General features: G+C 74.1%; 16 protein-coding genes and 1 riboswitch. Of the genes, 12 read left to right on the top strand and 4 right to left on the bottom strand.

What is annotated here, in order from left to right:
- The first annotated feature begins 20 nt into the window (after nt 1–20).
- On the top strand, nt 21–605 hold the full coding sequence (locus tag LNK82_RS30490; RefSeq protein ID WP_230570327.1) for a TetR/AcrR family transcriptional regulator: 585 nt from the start codon (nt 21–23) through the stop codon (nt 603–605).
- Here LNK82_RS30490 and LNK82_RS30485 read toward each other — a convergent pair.
- Nucleotides 594–761 (bottom strand): hypothetical protein, encoded by a 168-nt coding sequence (locus LNK82_RS30485; RefSeq protein WP_230570326.1) that lies wholly within the window; start codon nt 759–761, stop codon nt 594–596. The genes LNK82_RS30490 and LNK82_RS30485 overlap by 12 nt on opposite strands.
- The gene (locus LNK82_RS30480) at nt 755–916 is read right to left on the bottom strand and encodes a DUF6247 family protein (protein ID WP_230570325.1); all 162 of its coding nucleotides are present in this window, start codon (nt 914–916) and stop codon (nt 755–757) included. The genes LNK82_RS30485 and LNK82_RS30480 overlap by 7 nt, the downstream gene beginning before the upstream one ends.
- Nucleotides 917–1,122: 206 nt before the next feature.
- Nucleotides 1,123–1,194: riboswitch (cobalamin riboswitch) on the top strand.
- 57 nt (nt 1,195–1,251) lie between these two features.
- On the opposite strand from LNK82_RS30480, the gene LNK82_RS30475 reads away from it, so the two are divergent.
- From LNK82_RS30475 to cobA, 9 genes are all read left to right on the top strand, one after another.
- The gene (locus LNK82_RS30475) at nt 1,252–3,225 is read left to right on the top strand and encodes a putative cobaltochelatase (RefSeq protein WP_230570324.1); all 1,974 of its coding nucleotides are present in this window, start codon (nt 1,252–1,254) and stop codon (nt 3,223–3,225) included.
- Between the two features lie 10 nt (nt 3,226–3,235).
- Nucleotides 3,236–3,850, top strand: coding sequence for a cob(I)yrinic acid a,c-diamide adenosyltransferase (gene cobO / locus LNK82_RS30470; RefSeq protein ID WP_230570323.1), 615 nt, complete (start codon nt 3,236–3,238; stop codon nt 3,848–3,850).
- Entirely contained in the window at nt 3,847–5,220 is a 1,374-nt protein-coding gene (locus LNK82_RS30465) for a cobyrinic acid a,c-diamide synthase CobB (protein ID WP_230570322.1), read from the top strand. Before cobO ends, LNK82_RS30465 begins: the two co-directional genes overlap by 4 nt.
- Before the next feature lie 65 nt (nt 5,221–5,285).
- On the top strand, nt 5,286–6,392 hold the full coding sequence (locus tag LNK82_RS30460) for a cobalt-precorrin-4/precorrin-4 C(11)-methyltransferase (protein WP_230570321.1): 1,107 nt from the start codon (nt 5,286–5,288) through the stop codon (nt 6,390–6,392).
- A 1-nt stretch (nt 6,393) separates the two neighbouring features.
- Nucleotides 6,394–7,236: a bifunctional cobalt-precorrin-7 (C(5))-methyltransferase/cobalt-precorrin-6B (C(15))-methyltransferase gene (locus tag LNK82_RS30455; protein WP_230570320.1), complete on the top strand. Its 843-nt coding sequence runs from the start codon at nt 6,394–6,396 to the stop codon at nt 7,234–7,236.
- Nucleotides 7,233–8,492 carry a cobalamin biosynthesis protein gene (locus LNK82_RS30450; protein ID WP_230570319.1) on the top strand — a complete coding sequence of 420 codons (1,260 nt, stop codon included), beginning with the start codon at nt 7,233–7,235 and terminating at the stop codon, nt 8,490–8,492. Before LNK82_RS30455 ends, LNK82_RS30450 begins: the two co-directional genes overlap by 4 nt.
- Nucleotides 8,493–8,590: 98 nt before the next feature.
- A complete protein-coding gene (locus LNK82_RS30445; RefSeq protein ID WP_230570318.1) occupies nt 8,591–9,382 on the top strand; it encodes a S1 family peptidase in 792 nt (263 codons plus the stop codon).
- A gap of 70 nt (nt 9,383–9,452) precedes the next feature.
- The gene (locus LNK82_RS30440; RefSeq protein WP_230570317.1) at nt 9,453–9,737 is read left to right on the top strand and encodes a hypothetical protein; all 285 of its coding nucleotides are present in this window, start codon (nt 9,453–9,455) and stop codon (nt 9,735–9,737) included.
- A 51-nt stretch (nt 9,738–9,788) separates the two neighbouring features.
- Nucleotides 9,789–11,006, top strand: a complete 1,218-nt coding sequence (gene cobA, locus LNK82_RS30435) for a uroporphyrinogen-III C-methyltransferase (protein WP_230570316.1) — start codon at nt 9,789–9,791, stop codon at nt 11,004–11,006.
- On the opposite strand, the gene LNK82_RS30430 is transcribed toward cobA, so the two are convergent.
- Nucleotides 10,951–11,892, bottom strand: a complete 942-nt coding sequence (locus LNK82_RS30430; protein ID WP_230570315.1) for a hypothetical protein — start codon at nt 11,890–11,892, stop codon at nt 10,951–10,953. The genes cobA and LNK82_RS30430 overlap by 56 nt on opposite strands.
- Nucleotides 11,893–11,980: 88 nt before the next feature.
- Between LNK82_RS30430 and LNK82_RS30425 the strand changes: the two genes are divergently transcribed.
- Nucleotides 11,981–12,862 (top strand): ArsR/SmtB family transcription factor, encoded by an 882-nt coding sequence (locus tag LNK82_RS30425; RefSeq protein ID WP_230570314.1) that lies wholly within the window; start codon nt 11,981–11,983, stop codon nt 12,860–12,862.
- On the opposite strand, the gene LNK82_RS30420 is transcribed toward LNK82_RS30425, so the two are convergent.
- The gene (locus LNK82_RS30420; RefSeq protein WP_230570313.1) at nt 12,863–13,327 is read right to left on the bottom strand and encodes a winged helix-turn-helix transcriptional regulator; all 465 of its coding nucleotides are present in this window, start codon (nt 13,325–13,327) and stop codon (nt 12,863–12,865) included.
- Nucleotides 13,328–13,409: 82 nt separating this feature from the next.
- Between LNK82_RS30420 and LNK82_RS30415 the strand changes: the two genes are divergently transcribed.
- Nucleotides 13,410–14,417, top strand: a complete 1,008-nt coding sequence (locus LNK82_RS30415) for a 4Fe-4S binding protein (RefSeq protein ID WP_230570312.1) — start codon at nt 13,410–13,412, stop codon at nt 14,415–14,417.
- Nucleotides 14,418–14,463 lie beyond the last annotated feature (46 nt).

Below are 14,463 nucleotides of genomic sequence, written 5' to 3'. Positions count from 1 at the left end.
GGGGTCGAGGGAGGTCCACGATGCGGAAGGACGCCGAGCGCAACCGCGCCGCGGTCCTGGCCACCGCCGCGCGCCTGATCGCCGAACGCGGGCCGGACGGGTTCTCGATGGACGACGTCGCCGCCGCCGCGGGCGTCGGCAAGGGCACGGTGTTCCGCCGCTTCGGCGACCGCGACGGCCTCGTGCAGGCGGTGGTCGACGAGACCTCCGAGTCGTGGCGGGCGGAGGCGGAGGCGTTGCTGGAAGCCGGCGACGTCCCGCCGGGGGAGCGGGTGATCACGTTCGTGGCGACCCTGTTCGACCACGTGATCGCCGCCCTGCCCCTGGTGAGCGCCTTCGAGCGGGTGTCCACGCGCAGCATCGCGTGCGACGCGGACGCCAAGCTCACGCACCAGCGCCTCGTCGCGTTGATCTCGCAGGTCAAGCCCGGCGCGGACGCCGAGTACCTGGCGCACGCCCTGATCGCCCAGGTGCGTGCCGACACGCTGCGCCACATGGTCGACCGGTGCGGTCTGGACGTGGCCCGGGTGCGTGCCGGTGTGATCTCGCTCGCTCGCGGCGTGCTGGCGGGCGACCTGGTGCCCGCCGGGCCGTCAGTGGAATGACACCCACGTCACGACGAGCACGTCGACGCGGTCCTGGCTGGTCGGCAGGAGGTGGGTGATCAAACCTCGCCCACCGCCGAAGTCGAGCTGGAACAGCCCGCCCGCGGGGTTGTCGGGGTTGAGCGGGCGGCCTCGCTCCGGCTCGAGCGTCAGCACCTCGAACGCCTCGACGAGCGCCGTGACGGGGTTCGGCGTGTCGCGGTCAGTGCGGCGTCGAACGCGGCGTCGAACTCGTCGGTCTGCTCGGGCAGCAAGGCGGCGCGGATGGCCTCCGGCGACCCGAACCGGGCGGCGGCCTCCGCATCGCCCACCCACTCCGGTGCGGGCTCCAGGCCGTCGACGTCCGGAGTGGGCGGGCTCAGGAGAACGCGGGGCCGGTGAGCTCGTGGCCGCATCCCAGCGCCGCGTACGGGCCCCGGCCCCGGTCCGATGCGACCCGGTGTGATCGTCCTCGCCCGCCCGGGACTTGGAGCCCGCCGGCGGAAGTGCGACGATGCCCAGGCTTGAGGGGGTGCGCGAGGAAGCCGGTGTGAATCCGGCACGGTCCCGCCACTGTGACCGGACCGAGGAGCCCGGGAGTCAGGAACTCGACCCCCGACTCATCGACCGGACACGGGCGTGGACACCCGAGGAAGGACACCGCCGCATGGGCGCGCGTTTCCCCTTTTCCGCTGTCGTCGGCCACGACGACCTCCGCACGGCTCTGCTGCTCAACGCCGTGCACCCCGGTATCGGCGGGGTGCTCGTCCGAGGCGAGAAGGGGACCGCGAAGTCGACCGTGGTCCGCGCCCTCGCCGCACTGCTCCCCGAGCTGGACGTGGTGCCGGGCTGCCGGTTCGGCTGCGACCCGGCGACACCGACCGACTGCCCCGACGGGCCGCACGGCCACGGCGCGGAACGGCGGCCGGCACGGCTGGTCGAGCTGCCGGTCGGCGCGACCGAGGACCGGCTGATCGGCTCGCTCGACCTGGAACGCGCGTTGACCGAGGGCGTCCGCGCCTACCAGCCCGGTCTGCTGGCCGCCGCGCACCGGGGCGTGCTGTACGTGGACGAGGTGAACCTCCTGCACGACCACCTCGTCGACCTGCTGCTCGACGCCGCCGCCATGGGCCGCGCGCACGTCGAGCGCGAAGGCGTGTCCGTCTCGCACGCCGCGTCGTTCCTCCTGGTCGGCACCATGAACCCGGAGGAGGGCGAACTGCGCCCGCAGCTGCTCGACCGCTTCGGCCTCACGGTCGCGGTCCGCGCCTCGCGGGACGTGCCGACGCGGACCGAGGTCGTGCGGCGGCGGTTGGCGTACGAGGCCGACCCCGACGGCTTCGCCGCCCGCTGGGCCGAGGCCGACCAGGAGCTGGCCCGGCGGATCGTCGCCGCCCGCGACCGGCTCGCGGACGTGGTGCTGCCGGACGCGGAACTGCGCCGCATCTCCGGCATCTGCGCCGCGTTCGAGGTCGACGGCATGCGCGCGGACCTCGTCGTGGCCCGCACCGCGACCGCCCACGCCGCCTGGCGGGGCGCCGACGAGGTGGCCGAGGAGGACGTGGAGGCGGCCGTGCGGCTGGCGTTGCCGCACCGCAAGCGCCGGGACCCGTTCGACGAGCCGGGGCTGGAGGAAGAGCAGCTCAACGACGCCCTACAGCAGGGCGCGGAAGCCGCCCAAGAGCCCGAAGACGGCCCGGACGACGACCCCGAAGGCCCGGACGACGACGGTGGCGGCTCGGAGCTGCCCGGCGAGCCGCCGGAGTCCACTTCGGACGGCAAGGACAAGGGGAAGGGCGAGGGCAACGGTTCGGCCGACCGGTCGCACGCCCCGGCCCCGGCGTTCCGCGCCCGGCTGTTGCAGGTGCCGGGGGTGGGTGAGGGCGCACCGGGCAAGCGGTCGCGCGCCCGTGCCCGCACCGGCCGCGTCGTCCGTTCGTCCACAGTGGATGGAGCGGGCCTGCACCTGGTCGGCACGCTCGGCGCCGCCGCCCCGCACCAGGCCGCCCGGGGCCGCAGCGGTCCCGGCCTGGAACTGCGCGGCGCGGACCTGCGGCTGTCCGTGTGCGAGGGCAAGGAGGGCAACCTCGTGCTGTTCGTCGTCGACGCCTCCGGCTCGATGGCGGCCCGGCAGCGGATGTCGGCCGTCACCGGCGCGGTGATCTCCCTGCTCCGCGACGCCTACCAGCGGCGGGACAAGGTCGGCGTGGTGACCTTCCGCGGCCGGGAGGCCCAGGTCGCCCTGCCGCCCACGAACTCGGTCGACGCGGCGGCGGCCCGGCTGCGCGCCCTGCGCACCGGCGGCCGGACCCCGTTGGCGGACGGCCTGCTGCGCGCCCGCCGCGTGCTGGACACCGAACGCGTCCGCGACCCGCGCCGCCGACCGCTGCTCGTGCTGCTCACCGACGGCCGCGCGACGGCGACCGGCACGGGCGGCGACCCGATGCGCGACGCCCTGCGCGCGGCCGGCCTGCTGGCGGCCGACCGGGTGGCGTCCGTCGTCGTGGACTGCGAGCACGGCCCGGTCAGGCTCGGCCTGGCCACCCGGGTGGCGGGCGCGCTGGAAGCGGCGTGCGTGCGCTTGGAGGAACTGTCCGCAGACCAGGTGGCGGGCGTCGTCCGCGCCGCCCGAGCCGCTTAGGAGCGTCGAAATGCCTCAAGGTCAACCGTCCGTCGTTCCCGACGACGGCCTCAGCACCCGTCAGCGCCGCAACCGGCCGTTGGTCGTGCTGCACACCGGCGAGATGAAGGGCAAGTCGACCGCCGCCTTCGGACTGGCGCTGCGCGGGTGGAACCAGGGCTGGTCCATCGGCGTCTTCCAGTTCGTGAAGTCAGCGAAGTGGAAGGTCGGCGAGGAGTCGGCGTTCCGCGCGCTCGGCCGCCTGCACGAGCAGACCGGCGAGGGCGGCCCCGTCGAGTGGCACAAGATGGGCGAAGGCTGGTCCTGGACCCGCAAGCAGGGCACCGAGGACGACCACGCCGCCGCCGCGCGCGAGGGCTGGCGGGAGATCGCCCGCCGGCTGGCCGCCGGGCAGCACGGCCTCTACGTGCTGGACGAGTTCACCTACCCCATGCACTGGGGCTGGATCGACGTGGACGAGGTGGTCGACACCCTGGCCGACCGGCCCGGCCACCAGCACGTCGTCATCACCGGCCGGCACGCGCCCGACAAGCTGGTCGAGGCCGCCGACCTGGTGGTGGAGATGACCAAGGTCAAGCACCCGATGGACGCGGGCCAGAAGGGTCAGAAGGGGATCGAGTGGTGAACCGGCTGGTGGTCGCCGCGCCCGCGTCGGGCAGCGGCAAGACCACCGTGGCCACCGGCCTGATGGCGGCGCTGCGCCGCGCGGGCGACAAGGTCGCGCCGTTCAAGGTCGGCCCGGACTACATCGACCCCGGCTACCACTCGGTGGCCACCGGCAGGCCGGGCCGCAACCTCGACCCCGTCATGGTCGGCGAGCACCGGGTGGCGTCGCTGTTCGCGCACGGCGCGCGCGGCTGCGACGTGGCCGTGGTGGAGGGCGTGATGGGCCTGTTCGACGGGCGGGTGGACACCGAGGGCATCGGGTCCACCGCGCACGTCGCCAAGCTCCTGTCCGCGCCGGTGCTGTTCGTGGTCGACGCGCGGGGCCAGAGCCGCAGCCTCGCCGCCCTGCTGCACGGCTTCCGGGGCTACGACCCGACCGTGCGGCTCGGCGGCGTGGTGCTCAACCAGGTCGGCTCGGCCAGGCACGAGCACGTGCTGCGCGGCGCGTGCGCCGAGGTCGGCCTGGAGGTGCTCGGCGTGCTGCCGCGCGACCCCCGGTTCGCGCTGCCGTCACGCCACCTCGGCCTGGTCACGGCCGCCGAGCACGGACCGGCCGCCACCGCCGCCGTGGACGCGATCGCCGCCGCCGTCGCGCGGCACGTCGACCTGGACGCCGTGCGCCGGCTCGCCGCCGAGGTGCCCGCGATGGCCGTGCCGACGTGGGACCCGCACGCCGAGGTCGAGCACGTCGACCGCGCGCCGACGGTCGCGGTCGCGGGCGGCGCGGCGTTCACGTTCGGCTACGCCGAGCAGGTCGAGCTGCTCACCGCGGCCGGCGCGGACGTCGTCGTGGTCGACCCGCTGCGCGACGAATCGCTGCCCGAGGGCACGTCCGGCCTGGTGCTGCCCGGCGGGTTCCCCGAGCAGCACGCGGCCGAGCTGTCGGCCAACGAGAAGCTGCGCGCCGCCGTCGGCGCCCTGGCCCGCGGCGGCGCGCCCGTGCACGCCGAGTGCGGCGGCCTGCTGTACCTGGCGAACTCGTTGGACGGCGCGCCGATGTGCGGCGTGATCGACGCGGACGGCTCGATGACGTCCCGGCTCACCCTCGGCTACCGCGACGCCGTCGCGCCGCAGGACTCCGTGCTGGCCCGCGCGGGCTCCCGGATCACCGGGCACGAGTTCCACCGCACCGCGCTGAGCGTCCCGCACGGCGCGAAGCCCGCCTGGCAGTGGCGCGGCCACGACCTGCGCCCGGTGGCCGAGGGATTCGTCCTCGGCCGGGTGCACGCGTCGTACCTGCACACCCACCCGGCGTCCGCGCCGGAGGCCGTGACCCGCTTCGTCCGGGCCTGCGCGAACGAGTCCGCGCGCTCCGAGGCCACTCGTTAGTGGATCGCGCTCGCGCGGTACGGTCCTTGCCCACCAAGCCGAACACGTCGTGGGGAGCAGTTGTGATGACTGGTCGGGTCTCCTTCGTGGGCGCCGGTCCCGGCGCCGCCGATCTCATCACCGTGCGCGGCGCGAAGCGGATAGCCGAGGCCGACGTCGTGCTGTGGTCCCCCGGCGTGGTCGAGGTGGAGTGCGTGCGCGAGCACGCCCGCGCCGACGCCGAGCTGGTCGACTTCTCCCGCGTCACCGAGGCCGAGGTGGTCGAGGTGTACCGGCGCGCGTCGGCGGGCAGGCTCAAGGTGGTGCGGCTGCACGCGGGCGACCCGTCGCTGTGGGGCGGCTTGCGCGACCAGCAGGACGCGTGCCGGCGGCTCGGCTTGGAGACCGACGTCGTGCCGGGCGTGTCCCAGGTGTCCGCCGCGGCGGCGGCCGTCGGCCGCGAGCTGACCACTTCGGACGTCGCGCAGTCGTTGCTGCTGGTCGGGCCCGACACCGCCGAGCACGTCGCGGAGTTCGCCGCGCACGGCACCACGATGGCGATCTCCGCGTCCGGCTCCCGGGCCGGCCTGCTGGTCGAGCAGTTGCGCGCGGGCGGGTGCGCCGACGACACGCCGGTCGTGGTGGCGTACAAGGTTTCCCTGCCCGACGAAACGGTCGCGCAGACGACGGTGGGCGAGCTGGAGGCGTGCGTCAAGGAGCACAAGCTCTACCGCACCACGCTGTTCCTGGTCGGCAAGGTGCTCGCGCAGCCCTCGTCGCGCCGGCGTTCCCCGGTGGTCGAGGGCGACGAGCCGGTGCGCAGGCCGCGGGCGTCGAAGTGGGCCGCGCGCGCGAACCGCCCGGTGGTGAAGTCGGCCGGTGACTCGCCGTCGGCGGCGGCGGCGTGGTCGGCGGTGCACGACTGGCAGGAGACCGCGCGCACCAAGCGTTCCGCGCCCGCGAAGCCGAAGGCCGTGCCGGTCGGCGAGCCGCTGCTGGAGCTGGTCGTCGACGCGCCGCAGCACATGCCGGAGAACGTGACGGAGAACGCGCCGGTGGAGCACGACGCCAAGCCGAAGCCCAAGCCCGTGGTCGCCGCCGCCGCGAAGCGCAAGCCCACCACCGTGCAGGCGAGCACGACCCCGCGCAAGCCGTCCGGGTCGCGGGCCAAGAAGAACAAGCGCGTGAACTGACATGGACGTCGTCGCGCTGCACCGCTTCGTCACGGCCGCCGGCCGTTCGTGGGACGACGTGACCGTCGTGGACGCAGGCTTCGTCGGCCTGCGGCACGCGCTGAACGTGTGCCGGGCCAAACCCGCCGTCGTCGTGTCCGGCGCCGACCCGGCGGAACTGGCCCGGGGGCTGGCCGGCTGGCGGCGCGCGCTGGTGGTCGAGTCGGCCGCCGGTCTGTCCATTGTGGACCCGGCGGACGCGGTCGCCCGCCAGTGGTCCGAGCCCGGCGCGATCCTGTGCCTGGCCGAGCAGGGCTTCGCGCCCGCCGGCGAGGGCTGGGCGCTGCCGGACGGCGACTTCGCGCAACGCGACGGCATGATCGCCGTCGCCGAGGTGCGGGCGCTGGTGCTGGCCCGGCTCGCGCCACGCCCCGGCGTGCTGGTGTGGGACGTCGGCGCGGGCCCCGGCGCGATCGGCGTCGAGTGCGCCCGGCTCGGCGCGGCCGTCGTCGCGGTGGAGCGCGACCCCGTGCAGTGCGTGCGGATCATCGCCAACGCCTCCGCGCACGGCGTGGACGTGCGCGTGGTCGAGGCCGAGCTGGGCGACGCGGGTGAGCTGCCCCGGCCGGACGCGGTGTTCGTCGGCGGCGGTGGCGCGGACGTGGTGCGGCGGTGCGTGCGGTCGGGCGCCCGGCGGGTCGTGGTGGCGACCCCGGACCTGGACCGCGTGCTGCCCGCGCGCGACGCGTTGCTGGAGGCCGGGTACGCCGTCGAGGGCAGCCAGGTGGCCGCCGCACGGCTCACCGGCGGCACGTTGCTGGCCACCAACCCGGTGACCGTGTTGTGGGGAGTGAAGAAGGCGTGATCGGTGTGTTCGCCGCCGGCGAGCGCGGGCGGCGGGCCGCGGTCGAGCTGGCCGGGTTCCTCGGGCCCGACGCGGTGGTGCCGGACGGTCCGATCGGGCCCGCGCTGCGCGCGTTGTGGCCTCGGCTGGGTTCGGCGGTGTTCTTCCTCGGCACGGAGGCGACCGTGCGGCTGGTGGCGCCGTTGCTGCGCGACGAGCGGGCCGACCCGGGCGTGGTGTGCGTGGACGGCGGGTTCGCCGTGTCGCTGCTCGGCGGCGCGGACGCCGTGGCCGAACGGGTCGCCGACGTGCTCGGCGCGCAGGCCGTGACCACGGCGGCGTCGGCGGGTTCGCCGCTGGACGAGCTGGTCGAGCTGCTGGACGCCACCGTCGAGGGCGACCTGGCCGCGTGCGGCGAGGCGGTCCGGTCGGGCGAGCCGGTGCTGCTGGCGAACCCGCTCGGCTTCCCGTTGCCCGCCCTGCCGGACAACGTCGTTCCCCACGGCCACGGCACGGGGTGGAGCGTGCTGGTGGACGACCGCGTGCCCAAGGGCCCCGCCGACGACCGCGTGGTGCGGGTGGTGCCGCGCACGCTCGTCGTGGGCGTCGGGTCGAGCACGGGCGTGTCGGCGGCGGCGGTGTCGGCCGCGCTGGCGGCGTTGGAGGAGGAGCGCGGGCTGGACCTGCGCGCCGTCCGGGCGTTCGCCACGCTGGACCGCAAGGTCGCCGAGCAGGGCATCGCGGACGCGTTGGAGGACTGGGGTTTCTGGCACGACTCGACCACCGCTCCGCTGCTGTCCTACCCGGGCGAGGAGCTGGCGGTGATCCCGGTGCCGAACCCGGCGGAGCTGGCCATCGGCATCCCGAGCGTGGCCGAGGCGGCGGCGCTGCGCGGCGCGATGGAGTTGTCCGCGGGCGGCCGGGTGGAGATCGCGGCCGAGAAGGTGAAGGGCGTGGGTGTGACGGTGGCCGCCGCACGGGTGCTGCCACGCGGCCGGTTGGCGCTGGTGGGGCTGGGTCCTGGTGACGCGGACGAGCGCACGCCGCGCGCCGAGGCCGAGCTGCGGCGGGCGTCGGTCGTGGTGGGCAGCGCCGAGTGCGTGGCGCAGGTGCGGCACCTGCTGCGGCCGGGCACCAGGGTGGTGGCCGACGGCGCGGTGCGGCTGGCCGAGGACGGCGCGGCGGTGGCGTTCGTCGAGGCGGGCGCCGGGCCGGATGTTGCCGGGCCGGTTCGCGCCGATGTCGTCCGCGTGACAGGGGTCACTCGTCAACTGTGAAGTGCCGACGAGCCGTCGAAAGGCGGTTGTCGGCTCCGTCGTCTTGGTCCTAGCTGGAGGTGCGCCCGCACAGGCGTCCCTGCACCGGAAGGATCGACATGGCGAAAACCCTGCGTCGCCTGCTCACCGTCCTGGCCGCGACGGTGGCCGCGATCGGTCTGATGACCACCGCGCCCGCCTCGGCCGAGACCTCCTCCGACACCGGCGTGTCGCCGTTCATCGTCGGCGGCACCCGCGTGTCCACCAGCACCTACCCGTGGGTCGTCTACCTGGCCACGAGCTCCGGCGGCCAGTTCTGCGGCGGCACGCTCGTCAAGGCCAACAAGGTCGTCACGGCCGCGCACTGCGTCAGCGGCCGGAGCGCGTCGAGCACCCGCGTGGTGCACGGCCGCGACGACAAGCAGAGCACGGCGGGCACCGTGGCCACGGTGAGCCGGATCTGGGTGCACCCCAGCTACCGGACCGCGAGCTCGGGCTACGACGTCGCGGTGCTGACCCTGGGCACCAACATCAGCTCCACCTACCTGCCGCTGGCCACCCCGTCCGACACCGCGCTGTACGCGGCGGGCACGAGCGCCCGGATCTACGGCTGGGGCACCACGTCCTCCGGCGGCTCGGCCTCGCGGTACCTGCTCGGCGCGACCGTGCCGGTGACGTCCGACGCGACCTGCCGCACGGCCTACTCCAACTACAGCCCGACCTCCATGGTGTGCGCCGGCTACCCGAACGGTGGCACTGACACCTGCCAGGGTGACTCGGGCGGCCCGCTGGTCGCGGGTGGCAAGCTGATCGGCGCCACCTCGTTCGGCCGCGGCTGCGCGCTCGCCGGCTACCCCGGCGTGTACGCGCGGATCGCCTCGTACTACTCCACGATCACCGCGCAGCTGTAATCGCCCGCGACGGGCCCACGACCGGGTGGTTTGCCGGTCGTGGGCCCGTTCGGCGTGTTCGATGCGTGACATGCGCCGACTACTGCTCGTGATGCTGGTCGTGTGGTCCGCCGTGCCGGGTGTGGCGTCCGCGGCGGAGGGTCTGCACTCGTGCTCCACGTCGATCGACGGCAAGGCCGCCTCGGGGCGGTGCGAGGGCCGCGGGTCGTTCCGCCTGGTCGTCTCGTGCGAGGACGGCTCGACCGCCACCAGCTCGTGGCTCACCGTCTTCAACGGCTCCGCCAGGACCAGGGTGCACTGCCGGTCGAACGCCGTGGACGCCTCGATCGAACAGCGCGAGCCGAGGTTCCCATGATGTGAAGCACCCGGGTTGGACAGGACATGTCCGGTGTGGATGCTTCTACCCATGCACGGTGAACAGCACTACCTCGTGGGCCTGGACCTGACCGGTCGGCGGGTCGTCGTCGTCGGCGGTGGCACGGTCGCGCAGCGCAGGCTGCCCAGGCTGGTCGCGGCGGGCGCCAGGGTGGAGGTGATCTCGCCCGAGGTGACCCCGGCGGTCCAGGGCCTCGTCGACGGCGGCGAGGCGGTCTGGCACGCCCGCGAGTACGCCGACGGCGACCTCGACGGCGCCTGGTACGTGCTGGCCTGCACGTCCTCGCCCGAGGTGAACGCGCGGATCACGGCGGACGCCGAGGAGCGCCGCGTGTTCTGCGTGCGCGCCGACGTCGCCGTGAAGGGCACCGCCGTGACGCCGGCGGTCGGCGAGCACGACGGCCTGCTGGTCGGCGTCCTCGCGGGCGGGCAGCACCGCCGTTCCGCCGGGGTCCGCGACGGCCTGCTCTCGGCGTTGCGCGACGGTTCCATCGCCGACCACCACGACCAGCCGGCGGGCGTGGCGCTGGTCGGCGGCGGCCCCGGCGACCCGGACCTGATCACCGTGCGCGGGCGCAGGCTGCTGGCCAGGGCGGACGTCGTGGTGGCCGACCGGCTCGCGCCGCGCGAGCTGCTGGACGAGCTGCCGCCGCACGTCGAGGTGGTGGACGCGGCGAAGATCCCGTACGGCCGCGCGGCGACGCAGGAGTTCATCAACACCACGCTGGTCGAGCACGCCAAGGCCGGCCGGTTCGTGGTCCGCCTCAAGGGCGGTGACCCGTACGTGTTCGGCCGGGGCTTCGAGGAGCTGATCGCCTGCGCCGAGGCGGGCGTCCCGGTCACCGTCGTGCCCGGCGTGACCAGCGCGTTCGGCGTGCCCGCGCTGGCGGACGTGCCGGTGACGCACCGGGGCGTGGCGCACGAGGTGGTGGTCGTGTCCGGGCACGTGGCGCCGGACGACGAGCGGTCGCTGGTCGACTGGTCGGCGTTGGCGCGGCTGAGCGGCACGGTCGTGATCCTCATGGGGGTGGAGCGGGCGGCGGCGTTCGCGGACGCCCTCATGGCGGGTCGTCCGGGCGACACCCCGGTGTCGGTGATCCAGGAGGGCGGCACCCGCACGCAGAAGGTGGTGCGGTCGACGCTGGCGTCCCTGGCCGCGGACATCGCCGAGCACGGCATCCGCCCGCCCGCGATCATCGTTGCGGGACCGGTTGCCGCGCTGGCGGACGAGCTGCCGTTCCGCTCCTGAGCGCCAACCCCGCCCCGGCGGCCACGACCACCACCAGCCCGCCCAGGGCTGCCCACGTCGTGGCGCCGGGGTGGACCAGCGGCTCGCCGCGCAACGCCTGCCAGACGAGCACCGCGAACAACCCGGCGTACCCGAGCGCGGCCACCGCGACCAACCGGGTGCGGACGCGTTCGGCCACCCCGAACGCCGCCAGGGCCAGCACCAGCAGGATCATCACCTGCAACCCGTGCATCCCGACGAAGTGCGGCACGCGCAGGTCCCCGCCGGTCGTGCTCCAGCCCGTGATCGGCATGCCTGCCCCGCCGTCGAGCACGCCGACGCTGTGCCCGCCCACCAGTTCGACTTCGCGCCCACCCGCGTCGACCGCCGTGACGGGCTTGCGCGGACCCACCATCAGGTAGCCCGACGCCATGCCGAGGATGGCCAGGTAGAGCCCGCCCCGCACGGCCCACCGCACGTCCGGCCGCCCGAAGCGCTGGAACGACAGCACGAGCGCCAGCACCACGTTGGCCAGGAACATCGCCGGGATCAACGTCGCGAAGGTCTGCTGCACGAACCGGTTCAGCGGGTCGTCGGAGCCGTTGTAGTGGGTGAACATGCCCCGACCCGCCTGGACGACGATCAAGCCGACCTCCAGGAGCATGATCCCCGCGATCACCGTCGCCGTCCCGGACGTCCACCTCCGACCCCGGTGGGGCAGGGAGAGCATCCACGACAGCGTCGCCGAGTAGACCGCCAACGACAACGTGAACTTGAACGGCTTGGCCCACAACGGCACGTCCTGCAGCAACCGCCCGTCGACCACCATCGCCACCGCGCACCCCAGCGCGCCCACCGCCATCACCACGGCCAACCACAGGGTGGGCCGGTGCCACGTCTTCGTCATGCCGACCAGCCTCGGCCGTCGACCCACCAAGATCACTGGTGCGGGCCGGCCACCGCGCGGTAGGGCTGGCCATGCCCTCGGTGGGACAATGGCGGCGAGTGGAAACGGGGACGTCGTGGCGGTGTGGGTGCGGCTCGCCGGGGTGGGGCTGGCCAGGGTGAGGTTCGCCTACTCCCCGGTGTTCGAGACCGTGATGGCGGTCGACGGCCTGCGGACACCGGGCGCGCACGCCGTGCACCTGCCGTGGGTGCGGTGGGCGCGGGAGCGGGTCGAGGGGATCGCGGGCCTGGACGCGTTGCTGGCCAGGCTGGAGGGTCCGACGAAACCGGCCGACCTGATGCCCGTGCCGGACGTGCGGATGCCCGACCTGGACGCCGAACTGCGCCAGGTGCCCCGACCGGAGGCCGACGTGATCCGGCGCTGCCACGACCTCCTCATCGCGCCGCACTGGAAGCGCATCACGGCCGTCCTCGAAGCGGACATCGCGGCACGTGCGGCGACCCTGGCCGACCAGGGCGTGGAGGCGGTGTTCCACGACCTGCACCCGGAGGTGACGTGGGCCGACGGCGAACTGGTCCTGCACCGCAAGCCCGAGCACCGCGTCGACCTGGCCGAGCGCGGTCTGGTCCTGTGCCCGAGCGTGTTCTGCTGGCCCAAGGCGTGGATCGCGATCGACCCCGTGGGTCAAGGGGTGCTGCGCTACCCGGCCAGGGGCATCGGCACGCTGTGGGAGGACCGGGAGGCGCCGCACGACCTGGCCGCCCTGATCGGCCGGACCCGCGCCCACCTCCTCACGCTGCTGGAAGCGCCGAGGAGCACGACGGACCTGGCGGCGGCACTCGGCGTCACGGCGGGCGCGGTGTCGCAGCACATCGGCGTCCTGCGAGCCGCCCGCCTGGTCACCACGCGCCGCGAGGGCCGGCACGTGCTGCACATGCGCACCGCTCGGGCCGACGCGCTCATGAGCTGATCACGACCCGGGCCAGGGCGTGGCCGACCCGAGCCGAAGGCCGAGCTCCCGCGCGGGCTCCACCACGTGCCCGTGCTCGCACACCGGCACGAGCGACACCTTCCCGCCGCACCCGACGTGCTCCGGCTCGACCGGCGGCGGACCGTCGGCCAGGTGCCGGTCACCCCAGGCCATCAACGCCATCAGCACCGGCCACAGCTCCCGCCCCGACGGCGTCAACGCGTACTCGAACCGCTGCCGCGAGCCGAACTCCTGGTACGGCACGCGTTCCAGCAACCCGGCCTCCACCAGCGAGGACAGCCGGTTGCTCAACACGTTCCTGGCGACGCCGAGGTGGTCGCGCAGCTCCTCGAACCGCCGGACGCCGTTGGAGATGTCCCGCACGATCTGCAACGACCACCGCTCACCGAGCAGCACCAGCGCCCGGGCGATCGAACACCGGTCGTTGTCGATGACGACTCCCATGCCCCCGACCCTACAGCAGGGTTGCCGATCGAAACTCAGCCAGGCTAAGTTGCGCTGCAAGACTCAGCTTGGAGGGACAGCCATGCGACTCGAAGACCACCCGACCGTGCGCCAGGTCCGGGACAACCCGCCGCCACGACCACCGTCGACCGTGAGCACGGCGTGGTTGCGGGAGATGGCCGCGGCGGCGGGGGCGGACGACGTCGGTTTCGTGTCCGTGGACTCGCCGGACGTCGAGGTGGACCGGGAGCACGCGCGGACGGCGTTGCCGGGCGCCCGGACCTATGTCGCGTTCTGCGTGCGGATGAACCGGGACAACGTGCGCAGCCCGCTGCGCAGCATCGCCAACACCGAGTTCCACCAGGCCCTGGACGACGCGGACGCGGTGGGGCACCGGCTGACCAGGGCCCTCCAGCAGGCCGGGCACCGCGCGGTCCACCCTGCCGCCGCGTTCCCGCAGGAGATGGACGACTTCCCGGGGCGCGGGTGGGTCGTCTCGCACAAGCTGGTGGCGCAGGCGGCGGGCCTCGGCCGCATCGGCATCCACCGCAACGTGATCCACCCGAGGTTCGGCAACTTCATCCTGCTCGGCACGGTCGTGGCCGACTTCGACGTGGACGAGCACTCGCGACCGACCGACTTCAACCCGTGCCTGGAGTGCAAGCTGTGCGTGGCGGCGTGCCCGGTCGGCGCGATCTCGAAGGACGGCGCGTTCAACTTCCGGGACTGCTACACCCACAACTACCGGGAGTTCATGAGCGGCTTCACCGACTGGGTGGAGAACGTCGCCGACAGCGCGGACCGCGACGACTACCGCCGCCGCGTGACGCCGGCGGAATCGGCGTCGATGTGGCAGAGCCTGGCGTTCCGCCCGAACTACAAGGCGGCGTACTGCATGGCCGCGTGCCCGGCGGGGGAGGACGTCATCGGTCCGTTCCTGGACGACCGCAGGGCCTTCCTCACCTCGGTGGTGAAACCCCTGCAGGACAAGGAAGAGCCGGTCTACGTGGTGCCGGGCTCTCCGGCCGGGGCCCACGTCCGCAAGCGCTTCCCCCACAAGACCGTCCGCGAGGTGTCGAACGGCCTGTGACCCGCGCACGACAACGGCACCCCGCCCGGTGGACGAGGTGCCGTTG

This window comes from Saccharothrix luteola (assembly GCF_020859565.1).
In the GTDB taxonomy this organism is placed as follows: Bacteria; Actinomycetota; Actinomycetes; order Mycobacteriales; family Pseudonocardiaceae; genus Actinosynnema; species Actinosynnema luteola.
The sequence above is the reverse complement of the archived record's forward strand: the minus strand, read 5'-3'. Positions and strand labels throughout refer to the sequence as shown.